Annotated in this window: 22 protein-coding genes; 15 read left to right on the forward strand and 7 right to left on the reverse strand. The window is 70.9% G+C overall.

Annotated elements, in window-relative coordinates; translation table 11 throughout:
* The first annotated feature begins 79 nt into the window (after positions 1 to 79).
* From LAJ19_RS18060 to pstB, 13 genes are all read left to right on the forward strand, one after another.
* Positions 80 to 865 carry a fumarylacetoacetate hydrolase family protein gene (locus LAJ19_RS18060; protein ID WP_225524220.1) on the forward strand — a complete coding sequence of 262 codons (786 nt, stop codon included), beginning with the start codon at positions 80 to 82 and terminating at the stop codon, positions 863 to 865.
* Positions 865 to 1,257 (forward strand): 5-carboxymethyl-2-hydroxymuconate Delta-isomerase, encoded by a 393-nt coding sequence (locus tag LAJ19_RS18065; protein ID WP_225524221.1) that lies wholly within the window; start codon positions 865 to 867, stop codon positions 1,255 to 1,257. Before LAJ19_RS18060 ends, LAJ19_RS18065 begins: the two co-directional genes overlap by 1 nt.
* A 5-nt stretch (positions 1,258 to 1,262) precedes the next feature.
* A complete protein-coding gene (gene hpaH, locus LAJ19_RS18070) occupies positions 1,263 to 2,066 on the forward strand; it encodes a 2-oxo-hept-4-ene-1,7-dioate hydratase (RefSeq protein ID WP_225524367.1) in 804 nt (267 codons plus the stop codon).
* Complete coding sequence (gene hpaI, locus LAJ19_RS18075) at positions 2,063 to 2,869, forward strand: 4-hydroxy-2-oxoheptanedioate aldolase (RefSeq protein WP_225524222.1); 807 nt, start codon at positions 2,063 to 2,065, stop codon at positions 2,867 to 2,869. The genes hpaH and hpaI overlap by 4 nt, the downstream gene beginning before the upstream one ends.
* Positions 2,870 to 2,959: 90 nt before the next feature.
* Positions 2,960 to 3,280 carry an ArsR/SmtB family transcription factor gene (locus tag LAJ19_RS18080; RefSeq protein WP_225524223.1) on the forward strand — a complete coding sequence of 107 codons (321 nt, stop codon included), beginning with the start codon at positions 2,960 to 2,962 and terminating at the stop codon, positions 3,278 to 3,280.
* Positions 3,281 to 3,284: 4 nt separating this feature from the next.
* On the forward strand, positions 3,285 to 3,746 hold the full coding sequence (locus tag LAJ19_RS18085; protein WP_225524224.1) for an arsenate reductase ArsC: 462 nt from the start codon (positions 3,285 to 3,287) through the stop codon (positions 3,744 to 3,746).
* 2 nt (positions 3,747 to 3,748) lie between these two features.
* The gene (locus LAJ19_RS18090) at positions 3,749 to 4,435 is read left to right on the forward strand and encodes an MIP/aquaporin family protein (protein ID WP_225524225.1); all 687 of its coding nucleotides are present in this window, start codon (positions 3,749 to 3,751) and stop codon (positions 4,433 to 4,435) included.
* 139 nt (positions 4,436 to 4,574) lie between these two features.
* Entirely contained in the window at positions 4,575 to 5,294 is a 720-nt protein-coding gene (locus LAJ19_RS18095) for a metallophosphoesterase family protein (protein WP_225524226.1), read from the forward strand.
* Positions 5,291 to 5,500 carry a hypothetical protein gene (locus LAJ19_RS18100; protein WP_225524227.1) on the forward strand — a complete coding sequence of 70 codons (210 nt, stop codon included), beginning with the start codon at positions 5,291 to 5,293 and terminating at the stop codon, positions 5,498 to 5,500. The genes LAJ19_RS18095 and LAJ19_RS18100 overlap by 4 nt, the downstream gene beginning before the upstream one ends.
* A 258-nt stretch (positions 5,501 to 5,758) precedes the next feature.
* Complete coding sequence (pstS, locus tag LAJ19_RS18105; protein WP_225524228.1) at positions 5,759 to 6,784, forward strand: phosphate ABC transporter substrate-binding protein PstS; 1,026 nt, start codon at positions 5,759 to 5,761, stop codon at positions 6,782 to 6,784.
* A 142-nt stretch (positions 6,785 to 6,926) separates the two neighbouring features.
* Positions 6,927 to 7,925, forward strand: a complete 999-nt coding sequence (gene pstC / locus LAJ19_RS18110) for a phosphate ABC transporter permease subunit PstC (protein ID WP_225524229.1) — start codon at positions 6,927 to 6,929, stop codon at positions 7,923 to 7,925.
* On the forward strand, positions 7,922 to 8,785 hold the full coding sequence (gene pstA, locus LAJ19_RS18115) for a phosphate ABC transporter permease PstA (protein ID WP_225524230.1): 864 nt from the start codon (positions 7,922 to 7,924) through the stop codon (positions 8,783 to 8,785). The genes pstC and pstA overlap by 4 nt, the downstream gene beginning before the upstream one ends.
* A gap of 14 nt (positions 8,786 to 8,799) precedes the next feature.
* The gene (pstB, locus tag LAJ19_RS18120; protein WP_225524231.1) at positions 8,800 to 9,558 is read left to right on the forward strand and encodes a phosphate ABC transporter ATP-binding protein PstB; all 759 of its coding nucleotides are present in this window, start codon (positions 8,800 to 8,802) and stop codon (positions 9,556 to 9,558) included.
* A 67-nt stretch (positions 9,559 to 9,625) separates the two neighbouring features.
* Here pstB and LAJ19_RS18125 read toward each other — a convergent pair whose 3' ends face one another.
* The 7 genes from LAJ19_RS18125 to LAJ19_RS18155 all read right to left on the reverse strand — a co-directional run bounded on the left by LAJ19_RS18125 (position 9,626) and on the right by LAJ19_RS18155 (position 16,805).
* A complete protein-coding gene (locus LAJ19_RS18125; protein WP_225524232.1) occupies positions 9,626 to 9,844 on the reverse strand; it encodes a hypothetical protein in 219 nt (72 codons plus the stop codon).
* 620 nt (positions 9,845 to 10,464) lie between these two features.
* The gene (locus tag LAJ19_RS18130; RefSeq protein WP_225524233.1) at positions 10,465 to 11,232 is read right to left on the reverse strand and encodes a 2,3-dihydro-2,3-dihydroxybenzoate dehydrogenase; all 768 of its coding nucleotides are present in this window, start codon (positions 11,230 to 11,232) and stop codon (positions 10,465 to 10,467) included.
* Complete coding sequence (locus LAJ19_RS18135; RefSeq protein ID WP_225524234.1) at positions 11,229 to 12,479, reverse strand: condensation domain-containing protein; 1,251 nt, start codon at positions 12,477 to 12,479, stop codon at positions 11,229 to 11,231. The genes LAJ19_RS18130 and LAJ19_RS18135 overlap by 4 nt, the downstream gene beginning before the upstream one ends.
* Before the next feature lie 5 nt (positions 12,480 to 12,484).
* Complete coding sequence (locus LAJ19_RS18140) at positions 12,485 to 13,345, reverse strand: isochorismatase family protein (RefSeq protein WP_225524235.1); 861 nt, start codon at positions 13,343 to 13,345, stop codon at positions 12,485 to 12,487.
* Complete coding sequence (locus LAJ19_RS18145) at positions 13,342 to 14,991, reverse strand: (2,3-dihydroxybenzoyl)adenylate synthase (RefSeq protein ID WP_225524236.1); 1,650 nt, start codon at positions 14,989 to 14,991, stop codon at positions 13,342 to 13,344. The genes LAJ19_RS18140 and LAJ19_RS18145 overlap by 4 nt, the downstream gene beginning before the upstream one ends.
* The gene (locus LAJ19_RS18150; RefSeq protein WP_225524237.1) at positions 14,988 to 16,118 is read right to left on the reverse strand and encodes an isochorismate synthase; all 1,131 of its coding nucleotides are present in this window, start codon (positions 16,116 to 16,118) and stop codon (positions 14,988 to 14,990) included. Before LAJ19_RS18150 ends, LAJ19_RS18145 begins: the two co-directional genes overlap by 4 nt.
* 15 nt (positions 16,119 to 16,133) lie before the next feature.
* Positions 16,134 to 16,805 carry a hypothetical protein gene (locus LAJ19_RS18155; protein WP_225524238.1) on the reverse strand — a complete coding sequence of 224 codons (672 nt, stop codon included), beginning with the start codon at positions 16,803 to 16,805 and terminating at the stop codon, positions 16,134 to 16,136.
* A gap of 212 nt (positions 16,806 to 17,017) precedes the next feature.
* Between LAJ19_RS18155 and LAJ19_RS18160 the strand changes: the two genes are divergently transcribed.
* Positions 17,018 to 17,329 (forward strand): hypothetical protein, encoded by a 312-nt coding sequence (locus tag LAJ19_RS18160; protein WP_225524239.1) that lies wholly within the window; start codon positions 17,018 to 17,020, stop codon positions 17,327 to 17,329.
* Between the two features lie 22 nt (positions 17,330 to 17,351).
* Positions 17,352 to 18,299 carry an SIP domain-containing protein gene (locus LAJ19_RS18165; RefSeq protein WP_225524240.1) on the forward strand — a complete coding sequence of 316 codons (948 nt, stop codon included), beginning with the start codon at positions 17,352 to 17,354 and terminating at the stop codon, positions 18,297 to 18,299.
* Positions 18,300 to 18,327: the final 28 nt, after the last annotated feature.

The raw sequence follows: 18,327 nt of genomic DNA on the forward strand, positions 1-18,327 counted from the left end.
CGGGTGAAGGACGCTCGCCCCGCCGCTCGGGCCCAGGCGCGCCCTTCACGCTCAGCCGTTTCACAGTGAGGTTCCACCCATGAAAACCGCCAATTTCATCGCCCGTGGCCGCCAGCACCGCGGGGTGCTGCGCGACGGGCTCCTCATCGACGCCGCCGGCGAGGGCCACCACCCGGATGAGGTGCAGTTCCTGCTGCCCGTCACGCCGGGTAAGGTCATCGCACTGGCCCTGAACTACGCCGACCACAACGCCGAACTGGGCTTCAAAACGCCCGAGGAACCCGTGATGTTCCTCAAGCCCAACACCAGTCTGCTGCCGCACCGCGGCACCGTCGAGTATCCGCGCGGCGCGCAGTTCATGCACTACGAGGTGGAACTCGGCGTCGTGATCGGCCGGGACGCCCGGCGCGTCAAGGCCAGGGACGCGCTGGACTACATTGGCGGGTACACCATCGCCAACGACCTCGTCGTGCGCGATTACGTGAGCAACTACTACCGCCCGCCGATGCGCGCCAAGGGCTGGGATACCTTCGGTCCCCTGGGGCCGTACCTCGTGTCGGCCGATGAGGTGCCCGACCCGGACAACCTGGGCCTCCGGGCGTTCGTGAACGGGGAACTGCGGCAGGAAGGCAACACGCGGGACATGATCCTGCGCGGGCCGGAACTGATCGAGTTCATGAGCCGTTTCATGACCCTGCAGGCCGGGGACGTCATCCTGACCGGGACCCCCAAGGGCGTGTCACACGTGAAACCCGGCGACGTGATGCGCCTCGAGATCGACGGGCTGGGCGCCCTGGAAAACGACGTGCAGTGGGAGTCGGAGACCGCCGAACCGCTGACCGCGCAGGAAGGAGCGCGGGTATAATGCCGCACCTGATCGTGGAGTACACCGATAACCTCCCGGACCCGCGCATGCCGGCGCTGCTGCGCGCCCTGAACGGCGTGCTGCTCGCGCGCCAAGACGTGTACCCGCCCGGCGGCATCCGCGCCCGCGCCGTGCGCCTGACCGAGTACCTGGTCGCGGACGGCACGCACGACGACGCGTTCGTGCACGTCACCCTGAAGATCGCTGCGGGCCGCAGCGACGCGGTGAAGCGCGACACCGGAGAAGCCCTGTTCGGGGTGCTCAAAGCGCATTTTGAGGCCGACTTCGGAACGCGGTTCCTTGCGCTGTCCCTGGACATCACTGAATTCAGCGGCGCCGGCACCTTCAAGCACAACAACATTCACGCCCGCTACCGCCAGGAGCGAGCGTGACCGCCCTGACCGACGCGCAGGTGCAGGACGGCGCCCGGCGCCTGCACCACGCCGAACAGACGCGCGCGCCGCTGCGGCAGCTGTCCGGCCAGTACCCGGAATTCAGCATTGCCGACGCCTACCGCGTGCAGGACGCCTGGGTCACCCACAAGCTCACGCTGGGCCGGCGCGTGATCGGCCACAAGATCGGCCTGACCTCCCGCGCCATGCAGCAGGCCGTGAACATCAATGAACCCGATTACGGCACGCTGCTCGACGATATGGTGTTCAGCGAACTGCAGCCCATCCCCAGTGAGCGCTTCATCGTGCCGCGCGTGGAAGTGGAACTGGCCTTTATCCTCGGGCAGGACCTGCGCGGCCCGGACGTCACGGTCACGGACGTGCTGGACGCCACGCGCTGGGTGGTGCCCGCCGCGGAGATCATCGACGCGCGCATCGAGCGCGTGGACCGCGAGACCGGCGCCACCCGCAAGGTCACGGACACCATCAGCGACAACGCCGCGAACGCCGGCATCGTCCTGGGGGGCCGCCCCGTGCGCCCCACCGACGTGGACCTCCGCTGGGTGGGCGCCCTCCTGGCGCGCAACGGCGTGATTGAAGAAACCGGCGTCAGTGCCGGCGTCCTGAACCACCCGGCCGAAGGCGTCGCGTGGCTCGCCAACCGCCTCGCGCCGCACGGCGTGACCCTGCGGGCCGGACAGATCGTCCTGGCCGGATCGTTCACCCGCCCGGTAGACGCCGCGCCCGGCGACGTGTTCCACGCGGACTACGGCCCGCTGGGCAGCGTCACCCTGAGGTTCAGCCGATGACCGCGCCGGACCTGCACAACCCGTTCAAGGCGGCCCTGGCGCGCCGCGAGGCGCAGATTGGCCTGTGGCTGGCCCTGGGCGACCCGTACAGCGCGGAAATCGTGGCGGGCGCCGGCCTGCACTGGCTGCTGATCGACGGCGAGCACGCCCCGAACGACGTGCGCAGCACCCTCAGCATCCTGCAGGCACTCGCGGCGTACCCGGTCACGCCGGTCGTGCGGCCCCCCATAGGGCACACCCACCTGATCAAGCAGTACCTGGACCTGGGCGTGCAGACCCTGCTGATTCCCATGGTCGAAACGGCCGCGCAGGCCCGCGACCTCGTGGCCGCCACCCATTACCCGCCGCGCGGCGTGCGGGGGGTGGGCAGCGCCATTGCCCGAGCGTCCCGCTGGAACGCTGCGGCCGACTACGTGCATCACGCCGACGAGCAGGTGTGTCTGCTCGTCCAGGTGGAAAGCGCCGCCGGACTGGCCGCGCTGGATGACATTCTCACCGTGGACGGCGTGGACGGCGTGTTCATCGGCCCGGCCGACCTGTCGGCCAGCCTGGGGCACCGCGGGAATCCCGGGCACCCGGAGGTTCAGGGCGCCATCCTGAACGCCGTGACCCGCATCACGGCGGCTGGCCGCGCCGCGGGCATCCTGTGCACCGAGGCCCAGGCTGACCTGTACCTGCAGGCGGGATGCACCTTCGTGGCAGTAGGCGTGGACACCTCCCTGCTCGCGCGGGCCACGCGCGACCTCGCCTCACGGTTCTGCGCCCAGGCGGCGCCGGACGGACCCGGCAGCGGGCCGTACTGAGCCCGGCGGCAGGGCGGGCAGCGGGGACGGTGATTCCGCCGCCCGCCCGGACGCACCGGTTGAACCTGATGAAGGCCGTACCATGACGGCATGACGCTTCTGCCTTCAACCCCGGTGCTGGCGCAGCTCAAGGCCCTGTCGCACGAAATCCGGTATGAACTCGTGCGGCTGCTGGCACAGGGAGAACGGTGCGTGTGCGACCTCGAACTGCTGCTCGCGCTGCCGCAGTCGAAAGTGTCCTACCACCTGGCAGTTCTCCGGGACGCGGGGCTGGTGCAGGCGGAGCAACGCGGCAAGAACATCTACTACACGCTGTGTCAGGAGCGGCTGTTCAGCCTGGGCGGCGCACTGCTGACCGACGTGTTTGTCTCACCCGCCGCCTTGACGCATCAAATTAAATCCATATGCTGAACCCATGATCCGCGTCCTGATTCTCTGCACGCACAACAGTGCCCGCAGCCAGATGGCCGAAGCCCTCACCCGCGACGCGGCCCGACGGCTGCGCGTTCCCCTGGACGTTCACTCGGCCGGCACCGAAGCCACCCGCGTGAAAGACGACGCCCGGACCGTGATGGCCGAACTCGGCCTTGACCTGAGCGCCCACACCAGCAAGACCCTGCACGACGTGCCCGACCCGCAGAACTTCGATTACGTGATCACGGTCTGCGACAGCGCGGCTGAAACCTGCCCGGTCTACCCGGGCCGCACCACGCGCCTGCACTACCCGTTCGTGGACCCCTCCGGCGGCAGCCTGAACCGCTGGCGCGCCGTCCGTGACCAGCAGCGGACCCTCTTCGAGGCGTTCGTCCAGGCGCTCGGCACCGGCACCCCCGTGCCACCCACCTACGCGGACAGCCCCGCCGTCACGGTCGCCTGAACGTGCCCGCCTCCCTGCGCCGCGCGCTGACCGCCGAACTGCTCGGCACCTTCGCCCTGGTGTTTTTCGGCCCGGGCGCGGCCGTTGTGCAGGCGCAGACGGGCGCGCTGGGGCACCTGGGCGTCGCGCTGGTGTTCGGCCTGACGGTCACGGCAGTGATTGCCGCGCTGGCACCGGTCAGCGGCGCGCACATCAACCCGGCCGCCACCGTCGCGCTCACCCTCGCCGGGCGCTTCCCCCGGGCGCAGGTTCTGCCCTACGTCGCGGCCCAGCTGACCGGAGCGGTGCTGGCCGCGTCGGTCCTGCTGGGCCTGTTCGGCCTGACCGGCGACCTGGGCGCCACGGTTCCGGCAGGGAGCCTGCTTCAGGCGTTCGCGCTGGAAACCCTCCTGACGTTCTTCCTGCTGCTCATCGCGCTGCGCTCCGGCCTGCCGTGGGTGGTCGGGGGCGTCGTGGCCCTGGAAGCCGCCATGGCCGGGCCTATCACCGGCGCCAGCATGAACCCCGCCCGGTCCTTCGGGCCGGCCCTGGCGAGCGGCGTCTGGACTGCCCACTGGGTGTACTGGGCCGCGCCGCTGCTGGGCGCGGCGCTGGCCGCCGCCGCCAACCGTCTGCTTACGCCCGCTCAGCCGCTCGGCACGTCTCCAGAGCGCGCCCAGGAATTCGTTCCGGACCGAAACGCCCGATGACCGCATTGCCGGCCTGGGGTTCCGATGCCCGTCTGTACTCGGGGCGTGTCGCGGGCGCCGTGTCCCTGCCACGGTCCGGCACTGCCCCAGCGGCCGACTCCTGCGCCGGGCCGCCGCTTGGCCGCTCTGCGGTGCGCGCATGAGGGTCGCGGTGTTCGGGGACGTGCACGGCAACCGCTTCGCGCTGGAAGCGGTCAGCGCAGACATCGAGCGGCACCGGCCGGACGTCTGGGTGAACCTGGGTGATCAGGTGCACGGCGGGGCGGATCCAGCCGGCGCCTGGCAGGTTCAGCAGCACCTCCGGGCGAGGTACGGCGTGCTGGAAGTCCGCGGGAACACCGACGAGCGGCTGGGCGAGCCGCTCACGGACACCACGCGGAAACGGGACATGCTGACGTGGCTGCATGGCGTGCTTCCCCCCGGGGCCGGAGCGGCCCTCGCGCGGCTGCCCACGGCGCTCACGCTCGCCGGTGGGGAAGTCCTGGCGGCGCACGGAACGCCGGTGTCCCCCTGGGCTGCCCTGCTGCGGGACGAAACCGGCTGGGCGACCGATGAACTGGTCCGCAACCGCCTGGGAACGGCGGGCGCCGCGCAGGTGGTGATTGTGGGCCACTCGCACCTGGAACACGTGCGGCAGATCGGTGCCGTGACCGTCGTCAATGCCGGCGCGGTCTCCCGCCAGAAGGACGGCTGCCCCCAGGCCCGCTGGACCCTGCTCGAACGTGGGCGCGGCGCGTGGAGCGTCACGTTCCGGCGGGTGGCGTACGATGTGGAAGCCGCCGCACAGTGGGCCGCGCAGCAGGCCCCCCAGGGCGCCAGAGAAGCCGCGCGGCTCCGGTCTGGCCGGGGAGAATCATGAGACACCGACCCACAGAAATCCTGATGATCCTGACATCCATTGCCCTGGGCGTAACGTTCCTGGGCGTGATCCTGGGGCGCGGCCCGGTGATTATCGGAGGAATCGTCGCCTTCACCGTCCTGCTGTTCCTGACCGGGCAGGTGGACTACCGGGACACCCTTCAGCGCCGCCGCGAGCGGGAAGCTGAGCTTAAATCCCGCGGGTGAACGTGCCGGCGGCCCACCAGGCGCCCTGAGCGGCCCGGCAGAACCGCGCGCCGGACATAACGTGCTGCGTCCTGCCGCCGGGCCTGGCGTGTGGAGGGGGCCGCGGGTCCTGGAGCGCCGGAGAGACCGCTCAACGTCGGCCGTTCCCGCTTCCCACTGACCCTGACCTGAGCCCTGGGCCCCGGCGCCGAAGTCCTGGTCGCCCCGCGGACGTCGGGCGTGACGCGCCGCTGACAATCGCGCCGCACACTGCCGTCCATGAAGAAGCTTTTCACCCTCGCTGCCGCCCTCGCCGTGACCACTGCCGCCGCGCAGAGCAACCTGACCGGCGCCGGGGCCAGCTTTCCCTACCCGCTGTACAGCAAGATGTTCGCCGAGTACAAGGGGGACACCGGTGTCAGCGTGAACTACCAGTCAGTGGGCAGTGGCGCCGGCCAGAAGCAGATCACGGAACGCACCGTCGATTTCGCCGGCAGCGACAACCCCATGAGCGACGAAGCCATGAAGGACGCCCCCGGCGCGCTGCTGCACATTCCCACGGCCATCGGCGCCGTGGTGCCCGCCTACAACGTGCCCGGCGTAACCGCGCCGCTCAAATTCACCGGGAAGGTCCTGGCCGATATGTACCTCGGGAAGATCAAAACCTGGAACGACAAGGCCATCACCGCCCTGAACCCCGGCGTGAGCCTTCCCCCCCTGCCCATCACGGTTGCCCGCCGCAGCGACGGGTCCGGCACCACGTTCGTTTTCAGCGATTACCTCAGCAAGGTCAGCGGCGAGTGGAAGTCCAGGGTGGGCGTGGGCAACAGCCTCCAGTGGCCCGTCGGGACAGGCGCCAAAGGCAACGACGGCGTGGCCGGCGTCGTGAAGAGCACGCCCGGCGCGATCGGGTACGTGGAACTCGTGTACGCCAGGCAGAACAAACTGCCGTTCGGCAGTGTGCAGAACCGCGCCGGGAAGTTCGTGCTGGCCGACAACGGCCCCGCCTCCCTGGCCGCCAAAGGAGTTGTTATTCCCGCCGACACCCGCGTCAGCCTCACGAACAGCGCCAACCCCGACGCGTACCCCATCGCGAGCTTCACGTACCTGATCTTCTACAAGGAGCAGAGCTACGCGGGCCGGACGCAGGCCCAGGCGGCCGCGCTGAAAAAACTCCTGACGTGGGTGGTCACGGCGGGCCAGCAGTACAACGAGCCCCTGGACTACGCCAAGCTGCCGGAGAACGTCGCGGCGAAAGCGAAGAGCATCATCGGGAAGATGACCTTCAGCGGCAAGAAACTCTGAACCGACGCCCCACCCCGCGCGGCGCCGCCCCACCCCGGGGCGGCGCCGCGTCACTGAGCTCCGGGCCAGGCGCGCGGGCTGACGTGCCCCTGACGAACGCCCTGTGAACTGAGCCCATGAGACCTGGTGAGGTCATGACCCCATGAGCAAACGCATCCCCAACCCGTCCGCCGCTCTGAGCAGCCGCAGCGACCGCCTGTTCGAGGTGCTGATCCTCGCGCTCGCCGCCGTCATTGTGCTGGTGTTCCTGCTGAGCGTGTATCAGCTGGGCACCGAGTCCTGGCCGGCCGCGCGCCGGTTCGGTCTGGACTTCTTCACCAGCCGCCTCTGGAATCCCGTTACCGGGCAGTTCGGCGCGCTGGCCATGATTACCGGCACGCTGGTGACCAGCCTCGCGGCCCTGGTGATCAGCGTGCCGCTCGCCATTGCCAGCGCCCTGTTCGTTGCCGAGTACGCCCCCCGCTGGCTGGCGAATCCCGTCGGGTACCTGATCGAACTGCTGGCAGCGGTGCCCAGCGTTGTGTACGGCCTGTGGGCCCTGTTCGTGATTTCGCCCATCCTGAGCCGGTGGGAACAGGGGTTCTTCCAGGCGCCTGAGAAGATCGCGCTGTACACGCAGTGCAAGGCGCTGTGGGATGCCGGGCAGACGACACTGCAGTGCTTTTTTGTGCCCAGCTCCTTCGACGGGCGCGGCCTGGCCCTGGCCGTCATCATCCTGACCGTGATGATCCTCCCGTACACCGCGTCCGTGGCCCGGGACGTGATCCGCCTGGTGCCGCAGGACCAGCGCGAGGCAATGTACGCCCTGGGCGCCACCAAGTGGGAGGTCATCTCCCGCGCGATTCTGCCCTACGCCCGCGCCGGCATCATGGGCGGCGTGATTCTCGCGCTTGGCCGCGCGCTCGGCGAGACGCTCGCGGTGGCCATGGTCATCGGGGACAGCCAGGACGTCCTGAAGAGTCTGTTCGGCGGGGCGAGCACCATGGCGTCCGTGATTGCCAACCAGTTCGGTGACGCGCAGGAAGCCCTGCACCGTTCCAGCGTCGTCACGCTCGGCCTGACGCTGTTCATCATGAGCGTCATCGTGAACTACGTCGCGCGCCTGATCATCGCGCGCCTGACACCGAAAGGAATTCAATGATGAGCGCCGTCCGCACCGACCGGCCGCCCCGCCACCAGCTCAGCGCGGCCCGGCGCGCCCGGAACCTGCTGATGGGCGGCCTGATTCTTCTCGCCACCCTGATCGTTGTGGCGCCCCTGATCCTGATCTTCGCGTACCTGCTGCGCGAAGGCATCGGGGCCATGAACGTCAACTTCTTCACGCGCGTGCCGGCCCCGGAAGGGGAGACCGGGGGCGGGCTCGCCAACGCCATTCTGGGCAGCGTGGAGATGCTCGCCATGGCCAGCGTGATCGGGGTGGTGGTGGGCGTGGCAGGCGGCATTTTTCTCGCCGAGTACCCCCGGCACCCCTTGATGCCCACCATCCGCATGATCAGTGACGTCCTCGCCGGCATTCCCGCGATCGTGATGGGCCTCGTCGCGTACGGCCTGATCGTCCTGCACTTCGGGTTCTCCGGCCTGGCGGGTGCGGTCGCGCTGGGCTTCCTGATGATTCCCATCGTGGTCCGCACCACCGAGGAAGTCCTCAAGCTCGTGCCGCACACCGTCCGCGAGGCGGGGCTCGCTCTGGGCCTCCCGAAGTGGCTCGTGACGCTGCGTATCGTGCTGCCGGCCGCAGCCGGCGGCATCGTGACCGGCGTGATGCTGGCCCTGGCCCGCGTGGCCGGGGAGGCCGCGCCGCTGCTGTTCACGGCATTCGGCAACAACCAGATCAATCTGGACCCCACCAAACCCATGAGCGCCCTGCCGCTGGAAATCTACCGCGGCGCCACCAGCGCCTACGACGAGAACCAGCGCCTCGCAAAGGCGGGCGCGCTGCTCCTGATCACCCTGATCTTCCTCACCAGTCTGCTCGCCCGCCGCGCCAGCCGGCGAAAGTAAAAGGAGCCCTGACCTTGACCCCCATCCTTGACGCACAGAATGTCAACATCTACTACGGCGAGAAGCAGGCCGTGAACAGCGTGAACCTCCGCGTGCAGCGCGGCACGGTCAACGCTCTCATCGGCCCGAGCGGCTGCGGAAAAACCACGTTCCTGCGGGCCATCAACCGCATGCATGACCTGACGCCCGGCGCGCGCGTGCAGGGCACCATTCTCCTGGACGGACAGGACGTGTATGGGCCCGGCGTGGATCCGGTCAGCATGCGCCGCCGTGTGGGGATGGTGTTCCAGAAGCCCAATCCCTTCCCCACGATGAGTGTCTTCGAGAATGTCGTGGCCGGCCTGAAACTCGCCGGGATGCGCGACCAGAAGCGCCTGATGGAGGTGGCCGAGCGGTCCCTGCGCGGCGCGGCCCTGTGGGACGAGGTGAAAGACCGCCTGAAGACCCCGGCGACCGGCCTCTCAGGCGGGCAGCAGCAGCGGCTGTGCATCGCGCGGGCGCTTGCCGTTGAACCGGAAATCCTGCTGATGGATGAACCCACCAGCGCCCTCGATCCGGCGAGTACCGCCAAGATCGAGGACCTGATGACAGACCTGAAGAAGGTCACGACCATCATCATCGTGACGCACAACATGCACCAGGCCGCCCGCGTGAGCGACACCACCAGCTTTTTCCTGAACGGCGACCTGGTCGAGCACGGCGTGACGGCGCAGCTGTTCACGTCCCCCCGGGATGAGCGGACGGAGGCGTACGTCACCGGCCGTTTCGGCTGAACCTGCGGCCCAGGCGCGGCGGGCGCCCTCCAGGTCAGAAGAGGGCGTCCGCCGCGCGTTGCGCACGCTAGACGCTGACGTTCAGGCTGTGCTCGGGTTGCAGGCGCGGTGCATGGCGGCGGTCCGCGAGCCGCGCGGCACACAGGGGTGCGCGGCGCACCATCACCTGATGCGAGCTCCCCGTCAGGTACAGTTCATCCAGAGCGCGCCGGCCGAACAAGGTCTGTACCTCGCGGGCCGAGAGAATCTGCTCGCCCTGCACGCCACACAGACGCACCTGATCCATTGTTCCGGGAACCCAACGGCAGATTACGGGCTCTTGAATTCGCTGCATCTGACCCTCCGGGGAGAAGTTGTGGAACGGATGCATTAAGCTTAAAGGCCCCAATCCTTTAAATATTGAAGACTGCACAAATGTTCCCTGAAGGGAATCTCATGCCATCGTTGGGGATGATGAATCTTTCTTCATGAGGTGGAGGGGCGGGCATCTGCCCGGCACTGCGGCGGCAGGGCAGTTCGTGGCACCGTTCCTGATGGTGGGCTCACCCATCTGATTGCCCGGTGTCTGATTGCCACCATCACGCCTCGGCACCAGCCCGCTGCATCACACAAACGCGACCGGGGGCGGCGTCCGGCGCGCCCCTCAGAGCCGCTGACCCAGACAGGCGCCAGCTGGTGCGGTCGCTACATCAGCCGCGCAGCGGCCAGTGTGCGCTGTCCGGCCCCGCCGCCCACACGCAACGTCACAGGTGACCAGCGCGGCTTTACGCTGCGGGGTCGCTTCCCGCCGGGACACCGTGACCGCGTGCGTTTCACCGAACGCGAACCGCACCCGAGGGGGTGGAGGCAGCCCCCACTCCCCGCACTAACCCTGCCTGACGCTTCCGGTCCGGCCACCCGCGCCGCTCAGGCGCCCAGGGTGGCGCCGCCGTCGACGGTCAGGTGCTGCATGGTGATGTGCCGGGCTTCATCGGACAGCAGGAACAGCGCGGCGTGCGCAATGTCTTCCGGCGTGGCGAGGCGCCCCAGCGGAATCCCCACCCGGTGGTGCGCCGGGTCGCCGGCAATCACGCGGGCAGGCGCGTCGGGCCCGGTCCACAGCTGGCGCTGCATGGCCGTGTCTGTGGACCCCGGGGAGATCAGGTTGCAGCGCACGCCGTACGGCGCGAGTTCCAGGGCCAGGCAGCGCGTCAGGTGCGTGGCCGCGGCCTTGCTGGCGGCGTACGCGCCCATGCCCGACCGGGGCACATGCGCGGCGTTTGAGCCGACCGTGACGATCGCGCCGCGCCTGTGGGCCTGCATGCGCCGGGCCGCGGCGCGAGAAACGAAGAACACTCCGGTCGTATTGACCGCGATGGTGGCGTGCCAGTCCGCGTCGCTGAGGTCCGTGAGCCGCCCGGGCCGCAGGATTCCCGCCACGTTCACGAGGTCCGTCAGGGGGCCCAGACGGTCCTCGGCGAGCGTCACGGCCCGCTCGGCGGCCGCTGGATCGGTGACGTCCAGCGGCGCGGCGCTCACGCCAAGCAGCGCCTTGAGGTCGTCCGGGATGCCCTGCACGTCCGTGGCGAGTACGCGCGCGCCCCGCGCGGCCAGTGCCCGGGTGACCGCCGCGCCGATGCCCTGGGCCGCGCCGGTCACGAGTGCCACCCGGTCCGCCCAGTTCGTGCCGTTCATGCCGGCACCGTCGCCGTGCCCGGCAGTCCGGCGGCCAGCAGCGCGGTGAACCGGTGCAGAATCATCCTGAGCTGGGCAGCTGTGTACAGGTCCGGGTGGCCGTCCAGCGTGACGCTCAGGGACTCGCCCCAGGCCGCGAACGTGAACGCGAGGTCCTCCACGGGCCCGGACGCCGGCGTGTCCCGCGTCACCTGCACGTCAGGACCGAAATCCAGCGGAGCGGCGTACGGAATCACGTTGACCTCCGGCCCGAACAGGCGGCGGCCGCGCAGGTCGGCCCAGAGATGCTCGAAGCGGTACGCGGCGGCGCGCTGCGTGGCCTGGCGTGCCTCGTGGGCCCGTCGCGTCAGGGTGCGCAGGGTGTCGGCCGGGCGCACGTCCACCCGCAGGGGCAGCAGGTTCATGCGCATGCAGGGCACCCTCGCTGCGGCGCTGCCCAGGCGAAGCATGACGGGCGCGGCCAGCAGCACCGTCCGCTCCCCGGTGTGCGCGTGCCAGCACGCGGCGCTCGCGGCAAACAGCACGTCCGGCCACGCGGCGCCCTGAACCGACTCCGTGCGCAGGGCCCGCACGAGAGGGGGCGGCAGTGTGGCCTGCACGCGGTGCCCGCGGCGCAGGCCCAGCGTGAGCAGGGGCGCCTCCTCGAACGGCAGGTCCGCGTACAGGGCGCGCAGCTGCGTGCCGTGCGCGGCCCGCTCGGGGGACCGCTGATACGCCTCATCCTCCTCAATCACGGGACCCAACGGCCCGAACGGCGCGGGCACCGCGTGCAGGCCCGACAGGGCGCGGTAGTGGGCGGCCACGCCGTTCAGCACCTGCGTCATGCCGTACCCGTCCAGGGCAATGTGATGCGTGATGAGTGCCCACTGCCACGCCTGTTCGTCCAGCCGGTACAGCGTGTGGCGGTACAGGTCGCCCGTCCTCAGGCCCAGCGGGCGGTCCAGCAGCGTGAGCGTCTGCACGCGGGCCTCGCTGGGCGGATCGGTGCGGCCCCGCAGGTCCACGTGCCGGAGCGGCCGGGGCGCCTCCCCGGTGGGCGTCTGCCACGCGCGGCCTCCCTGCTCGCTGAAGCGGACGTGCAGCGCCGTGACGTCTGCCAGGGCGCGCCGCAGCGCCTCTTCAAAGAGCGCCGTGTTCAGCGGCCCGCGGATGGTCAGCACCTCCGCAATGTGGTGCAGCGTGCCGCCGGGACTGGCCTGCTCCTCGTGCCACAGGCCCAGCTGCGCCTGCGTGAGCGGCAGCGGCATGGCCGTCACCGGACCGCCGCGCCGCACAGCAGCGCCGTCAGGGCACCCAGGGTGGGGCGGGCGGCGACGTCCGCGTACGTGACGCGGTGCCCGGCACGCTGCCAGTCCTCGGTCAGGAGCATCAGCCGCATGGAGTCCAGGCCCAGCAGCAGCAGGTCGTCGTCCGGGCGCAGCGCGTCTGGTGTCACCCCGAGGGCGGCGGCCACCGACGCCTGAACCCGCTGCGGCGTCCATGACCCGCGCAGCGCCAGGAGCTCGCCCGTGTGCGTGATGGCCGCGCAGCGCGCCGCGCCGTACGCGAGCGCCTGCCGGTGTTCGGCCTCACTGAAGTCCGCCAGCGCGTCACCGATCAGGAACGGCTGCACGTCCTGCATGAACGCGTCCGCGGCGCTCAGCAGGCACCCGATGTTCGCGTACACGCCGCAGATCAGCAGCTGATCCCGGCCCCACCCCTTCAGGTGCTCACGCAGCGCCGTGCGCTGAAAGGCGCTGTAGCGCCACTTGGTCAGCAGCGTGTCGCCCGGCTGCGGCGCCACCGCCGGGTGCACCGCCACCAGCGCTGGATCGTCCGGCAGGCCCGGGCCCCAGAAGTCGCTGAGCAGCGCGCGGTCGTCCGGCGACTGCGCGCCGGGCTGCGCGGTATACACCACCGGAATGCCCTGGGTGCGCGCCCACGCCGTGAGCCGCGCCACGTGGCTCAGCAGCGCCGGGATGGGCGGGCAGGTCTCGTCATAGAACTGCAGGAAGTAGACCTGCAGGTCGTGCACGAGCAGCGCTGCCCGGGCGGGATCGGGCGTCCACGGCGCGCGCGAGGCGGGAAAGGATTCGGGGGTGGGCATGGGATAGGGGTTCAGGCGGGGAATCACGGCAGGCTCCTTTCACGGGCGTTCAGGCGGGCGCGCAGGGCGGGTTTGTCGATCTTGCCGAAAGGGGTGCGGGGCAGCTCGGGCAGCGCCTCCACCCGGTCAGGCAGCTTGTAGTCCGCGAGGCCCTGCGCGCGCAGGAAGCGGCGCAGCTCCAGCGGCAGCTCCGGTCCGGTGGGTTCACGCAGCTGCACGAACGCGCAGCTGCGTTCGCCCAGCCAGGGGTCCGGCACGCCCACCAGCGCCGCCTGGAACACCAGCGGGTGGCCCTGCAGGGCGTGCTCGATCTCCTCAGCGGCGATCTTCTCCCCGCCGCGGTTGATCTGGTCCTTGTGGCGGCCGGTGACGGTCAGGTGACCGTCCGGGCGGCGGGTCACGATGTCCCCCGTGCGGTAGTACCCGTCCGGGGTGAAGGCGCGGGCGTTGTGGTCGGGCGCGCGGAAATACCCGCGGATGGTGTACGGCCCGCGCGTCAGGAGGTGTCCAGGCCTGCCGTCCGGCACGGGCCGGTCTTCGTCATCCACGACCAGCACCTCGTCGTGCGGGCTGATCGGGCGGCCCTGCGTCCTGAAGGTCACGTCGTCCGGGCTGCCCGCCCGGACGTAGTTCACGAGGCCCTCGGCCATGCCGAACACCTGTTGCAGCGCCGCGCCGAACACCTGCGGAACCTGACGGGCGGCGCTCTCACTGAGGGGCGCGCCGCCCACCTGCACGACCTGCAGCGCGGGGAAGGTCCAGCCGGGCGCGGCGCGCAGCCACACCAGCAGCGCCGACGGCACGAGCGCCACATGCGTCACGCCTCTTGCGTTCATCAGCGCAAACGCCTCGTCCGGTGCGGGACTGGCGGCCAGGACCACCTGCCCGCCTGCGTGCAGGGTTCCCAGGGCGCCCGGCGACGTCAGGGTGAAGTTGTGCGCGGCGGGCAGCGCCGCCAGGAACACCGTGCCGGGGTCCAGCCTGCACAGCTCCGCGCTGGCGCGAATCGAGTACAGGTAGTCGTCGTGCGTGCGGGGAATGAGTTTCGGCGTGCCGGTGCTTCCGCCCGACAGCTGGAACAGCGCCACGGTGCCGGCCGCGCCGGCCGGTTCGGGCTGGTCCGGCCAGGCCGCCGGGTCCAGCGGCGCCAGGGGCGTGAAGTCCTGTGCGTCGCCCAGCACGAGGACCTGCAGCGCCGGGTACGCGGCCTGCACGGCCCGCGCCAGGGTCCGGTGATCGAACCCCGCGTGTGTGTCCGCGGTGATCAGGGCGCGCGCCGCGGTCTGCGCGACAAACGACCGGAGTTCCTGCTCGCGGTGCGCAGCGAGCGCCAGAACCGGCTGCACTCCCAGGCGCAGGAGGCCCATCAGCACCTCGTAGAACGCGGGGGTGTTCGGGAGCTGCATCACCACGCGGTCCCCGCGGCGCAGGCCACGCGCGGCGAATGCGGCGGCGTACCCGGACGTGCGGTCGTGCAGGTCGCGGTACGTGACGGTCCGCGCCGCGCCGCGCTCGGCGCCGTGCAGCGCGGGACGGTCACCGTACCGTTCGCTCAGGCGCCGCAGCCACACGCTGAACGTTTCGCCCCGCCAGTACCCGGCGGCGCGGTAGGTGCGCGCCAGCGCTTCCGGCCAGGGCGTGAAGTCTGCACCGGCAGTGCGGTCCGGGGTCACAGCGTGCCGTCCAGCGCGGCGGGGTTCACGCCCAGGGCGCGCAGCATCACGCCGAACTTCGCGGCCGTTTCCGCGCGCTCGGCGGCGGGACTCGAGTCGGCCACCACGCCCGCGCCGGCGAACAGGTGCGCCTGCGGGCCGCGCAGCTGCGCGCAGCGGATGGTCACGGCCCACTCGCCGTTGCCGGCGCCGTCGCACCAGCCGACCGCGCCGGCGAACAGCCCGCGCGCCGGCTCCAGTTCCCTGATCAGGGCGTGGGCGGCGGCCTGGGGCACGCCGCAGACCGCGGGGGTGGGGTGCACGGCCTGCACGACGTCCAGGACGTGCAGGCGCGGGTCACGGAGTTCCGCCTGGATGGAGGTGGCGAGGTGCCACAGGCCGGCCGTCTGCACGAGCTGCGGCGTTTCGGGCACCGTGAGGTCGCGGCACAGGGGCGTCAGGGTGCGGCGCAGGTCGTCCACCATCAGGGCGTGCTCGTGCCGGTCCTTGGCGGACCGGAGCAGGTCGTGCCCGCGGCGCAGATCCAGGGCCGGGTCCGGGTGGCGGGGGCGGGTGCCGGCCAGTGGGCGCAGGGTCAGGTGCCGGCCGCGTTTGCGCAGCAGCAGTTCCGGGCTGGCCCCCACCAGCCAGGTGGCCCCGCCGCGTTCCAGCGGCAGGGCAAACACGAACGCGTCCGGGGCCAGGGCGTGCAGGTGCGCGCTCACGTGACGGACGTCCGGTGCGGGGTCCAGGGTGAGGTGCAGCGTGCGGGCCAGCACGACCTTGTGCAGGGCGCCCGAGCGGATGGCGGCGGTCGCCTGCGCGACATTCGCCTCGAACGTGCGGGGAGCGGGGCTCGTCCGGGCGGCCAGCACGTGCCGGGGGATCGCCGGGGGGAGGGGCAGGTCCGCGGCCGGGTGAACCGGCGCGGCGGGATGAAAGCACAGGGGACTGTCCGGCCCGAAGCCCACGGCGCCGACCAGGTGCTCGTGTGGCGCCGCGCCGTGCTGCCAGGTGAGCAGGTCGGCCGGGCTGGTCAGGGGGGGTGCGTGCGGGTGCGTGAGGTGCAGGGTCAGGCTGGGTGAGTGCCACGCGGGGACGGCCGGGGTGGACGGCGTGAGGGGCGCAACAGGCAGGGTCAGGGTCATGACGACCTCCGGAGATCAGGACGCAGGGAGCAGCGGTGAGGGGAGGACCGTGAGGGCCACGATGAATGAGGGGGTGCAGGTCCAGGTGACGGGCAGGGGGTCCGCCCAGCCCTGCGCGGTCAGCAGGGCGCGGCCGGAGGCGGCGCACAGCGGCGAGAAATGCGCCGGGTCGAACGGAACGCCGCGTGCGGCGTTCAGGGCTTTGAATGCACTTTCGCTCAGCACGTGCCGGAGCAGCCGCTCTGGAGGGAAGGCGGCGGAACCGAGGGGTTCAAGGTCAATGCCCAGCAGCAGGGGGGCCGGGCCGGCCACAGCGAGGCTGAGCCCGCCGGCGTGGGTCAGGCTGCCGCTGTACCCGGGCGGCCAGGTGGGTGCGCCGGAGCGGCTGCGGGCCAGGTCCGGCGCCGGTCCGGTGTGTCCGGCGAGGCGCAGCGCCAGGGCGGCACACTGCCGGCCGGCCTGGTGGTCCTGGACGCGGCGCTGGGGTGCGTGGGGTGGGAGACGGAGCGGGGGAGGGGGAGGCGCACAGTGCGGGGCAGTCTGCGTTGAAGTGGTGGGGGTCCAGAGCACGGCCTGGCCGGTCACGGCCCCGCACAGGTGGCTGCCGGGCGGGAGGGCAGGGTGCAGGGTGAGCAGCAGCGCCTGCAGTTCCTGCAGGAGAAGCTGTGGGGTGGGGGAGGGCGTCATGGATGACCGGCGCAGGATGACCGGCCGGGGGCAATCTGACAAATCCGATTGAATTAGTCAAGATGACCATTTGAGGTCGAAGCTAAACTTGACTAAGTTAATCGGATTAGTGCAGGATCGGCGCGTCGGTTCGCCCGACCCAGCCGTTCCGTCCTGAGCGCGCCCCGGCCCAGCGCCAGACGCGCCGTCCCGCCTGCACCCAGGAGGCCACCATGTGCCACGGCTTCACGCCCCTGCACGCTCCCAGTACCACCCGGCGCGTCATGCGCTGCACCTGCGGCAGCCTGCACGTCATCTGGCACCACCTGAACTACGCCCTGAGCCCCAGCGAATTCCGTGATCTGCACGACCTGCTCACGGCACCCGCCCCCCACGCGGCCCGCACCGACTGGGCCCTGCAGCACACCGCGCACGCCACACAACTCTGGTGCGGCCCCACCGGCGTCACCTTCACCCCACAGGAATTTCAGAGCTTCCGCGACCTGATCCTGACCGTCCCCCCACACGCCCGGCAGTTCCACTGACCGCCCCGCACAGGTGAGCCGCATGACCCACGCCCCTCCCAGCCCGACCGACATCATCGACCACGTCAACGAGGACCACGCCCCGGAACTGCTGCTCATCGCACGCGCCTTCACGGCCGCCCCGGCGCCCCGGGCCGCGCAACTGCTCACCCTGGACGCCCACGGCCTCCAGCTGGAAGTAACGACCGACCAGGACACCCGGACCTTCCCCCTCAGCTTCCCGGACCCGGCCCGGCCCGCGCACGAGAACCTGCGGGCCCTCGTGTCCGACGCCAGGGCACAGCTCGGCGCGCGGCCCGGCACCCGCACCGTGCCCTGGACCCTCCAGGCGGCCCGGCACCTCAGTCCACACCTGCGCCGCCTCACCTTCCACACCGACCCCGACACGCTGAGCGACTGGCAGCCCGGCTACGCCGCCCGCTTCGCGCTGAGCGGCGCGCCCGGCACCGAGAGCCGCGCATACACGGTCCGGCGCGTCGACCCGCAGCGCGGCACCGCCGACGTGGACGTGTTCCTGCACGGCGCCACACCCGGCAGCGCCTGGGGGCGCCGCCTGACGGCCGGCACGCGCGTGGACGTCACCCTGGGCCGCCACGAGCCCGTTCCGGACTTCGCGGCCGGCCCGGTCCTGCTGCTCGGCGATGAAACGGCCCTGCCCACCCTGAGTGCCCTGCTCGACCACTGGGCTGACCGTGCGGCGCCCTCCGTGCTGATCGAGCTAGGTGACCCCAACGACCAGCGGGCCCTGGACGACGTAGCCGTGCCGCCCGGCACGCGCCTGCGCTGGCTGACCCGAACAGGCGCCCCCGGCGCCGTTCTGGCACACGCGGCTCTTTCTCTCCCTCACCCGCTTGCGGCCGTGTGGGGCGCCCTGGACACCCCGACCGCCCGCACGCTGCGCCGCGCCCTGCGTGAACGGCACGGCCTCAGCCCCGCACAGTGCCGCGTCAGCGGCTACTGGCAGCCCTGACGTCACTCCCCCTGTTCCCCCTGGAGAC

Source organism: Deinococcus taeanensis, assembly GCF_020229735.1.
GTDB classification, from domain to species: Bacteria; Deinococcota; Deinococci; order Deinococcales; family Deinococcaceae; genus Deinococcus; species Deinococcus taeanensis.

Bases quoted from the DNA above. Each gene is read 5' to 3' on its own strand.
- LAJ19_RS18095 (WP_225524226.1), top strand. From the start codon at position 4,575: ATGAGGGTCGCGGTGTTCGGGGACGTGCACGGCAACCGCTTCGCGCTG.
- LAJ19_RS18130 (WP_225524233.1), bottom strand. From the start codon at position 11,232: ATGAACGGCACGAACTGGGCGGACCGGGTGGCACTCGTGACCGGCGCG.
- LAJ19_RS18160 (WP_225524239.1), top strand. From the start codon at position 17,018: ATGTGCCACGGCTTCACGCCCCTGCACGCTCCCAGTACCACCCGGCGC.
- LAJ19_RS18085 (WP_225524224.1), top strand. From the start codon at position 3,285: ATGATCCGCGTCCTGATTCTCTGCACGCACAACAGTGCCCGCAGCCAG.
- LAJ19_RS18165 (WP_225524240.1), top strand. From the start codon at position 17,352: ATGACCCACGCCCCTCCCAGCCCGACCGACATCATCGACCACGTCAAC.
- pstS (WP_225524228.1), top strand. From the start codon at position 5,759: ATGAAGAAGCTTTTCACCCTCGCTGCCGCCCTCGCCGTGACCACTGCC.
- pstC (WP_225524229.1), top strand. From the start codon at position 6,927: ATGAGCAAACGCATCCCCAACCCGTCCGCCGCTCTGAGCAGCCGCAGC.
- LAJ19_RS18060 (WP_225524220.1), top strand. From the start codon at position 80: ATGAAAACCGCCAATTTCATCGCCCGTGGCCGCCAGCACCGCGGGGTG.
- LAJ19_RS18100 (WP_225524227.1), top strand. From the start codon at position 5,291: ATGAGACACCGACCCACAGAAATCCTGATGATCCTGACATCCATTGCC.
- LAJ19_RS18155 (WP_225524238.1), bottom strand. From the start codon at position 16,805: ATGACGCCCTCCCCCACCCCACAGCTTCTCCTGCAGGAACTGCAGGCG.
- pstA (WP_225524230.1), top strand. From the start codon at position 7,922: ATGATGAGCGCCGTCCGCACCGACCGGCCGCCCCGCCACCAGCTCAGC.
- hpaI (WP_225524222.1), top strand. From the start codon at position 2,063: ATGACCGCGCCGGACCTGCACAACCCGTTCAAGGCGGCCCTGGCGCGC.
- LAJ19_RS18080 (WP_225524223.1), top strand. From the start codon at position 2,960: ATGACGCTTCTGCCTTCAACCCCGGTGCTGGCGCAGCTCAAGGCCCTG.
- LAJ19_RS18065 (WP_225524221.1), top strand. From the start codon at position 865: ATGCCGCACCTGATCGTGGAGTACACCGATAACCTCCCGGACCCGCGC.
- LAJ19_RS18150 (WP_225524237.1), bottom strand. From the start codon at position 16,118: ATGACCCTGACCCTGCCTGTTGCGCCCCTCACGCCGTCCACCCCGGCC.
- LAJ19_RS18135 (WP_225524234.1), bottom strand. From the start codon at position 12,479: ATGCCGCTGCCGCTCACGCAGGCGCAGCTGGGCCTGTGGCACGAGGAG.
- LAJ19_RS18125 (WP_225524232.1), bottom strand. From the start codon at position 9,844: ATGGATCAGGTGCGTCTGTGTGGCGTGCAGGGCGAGCAGATTCTCTCG.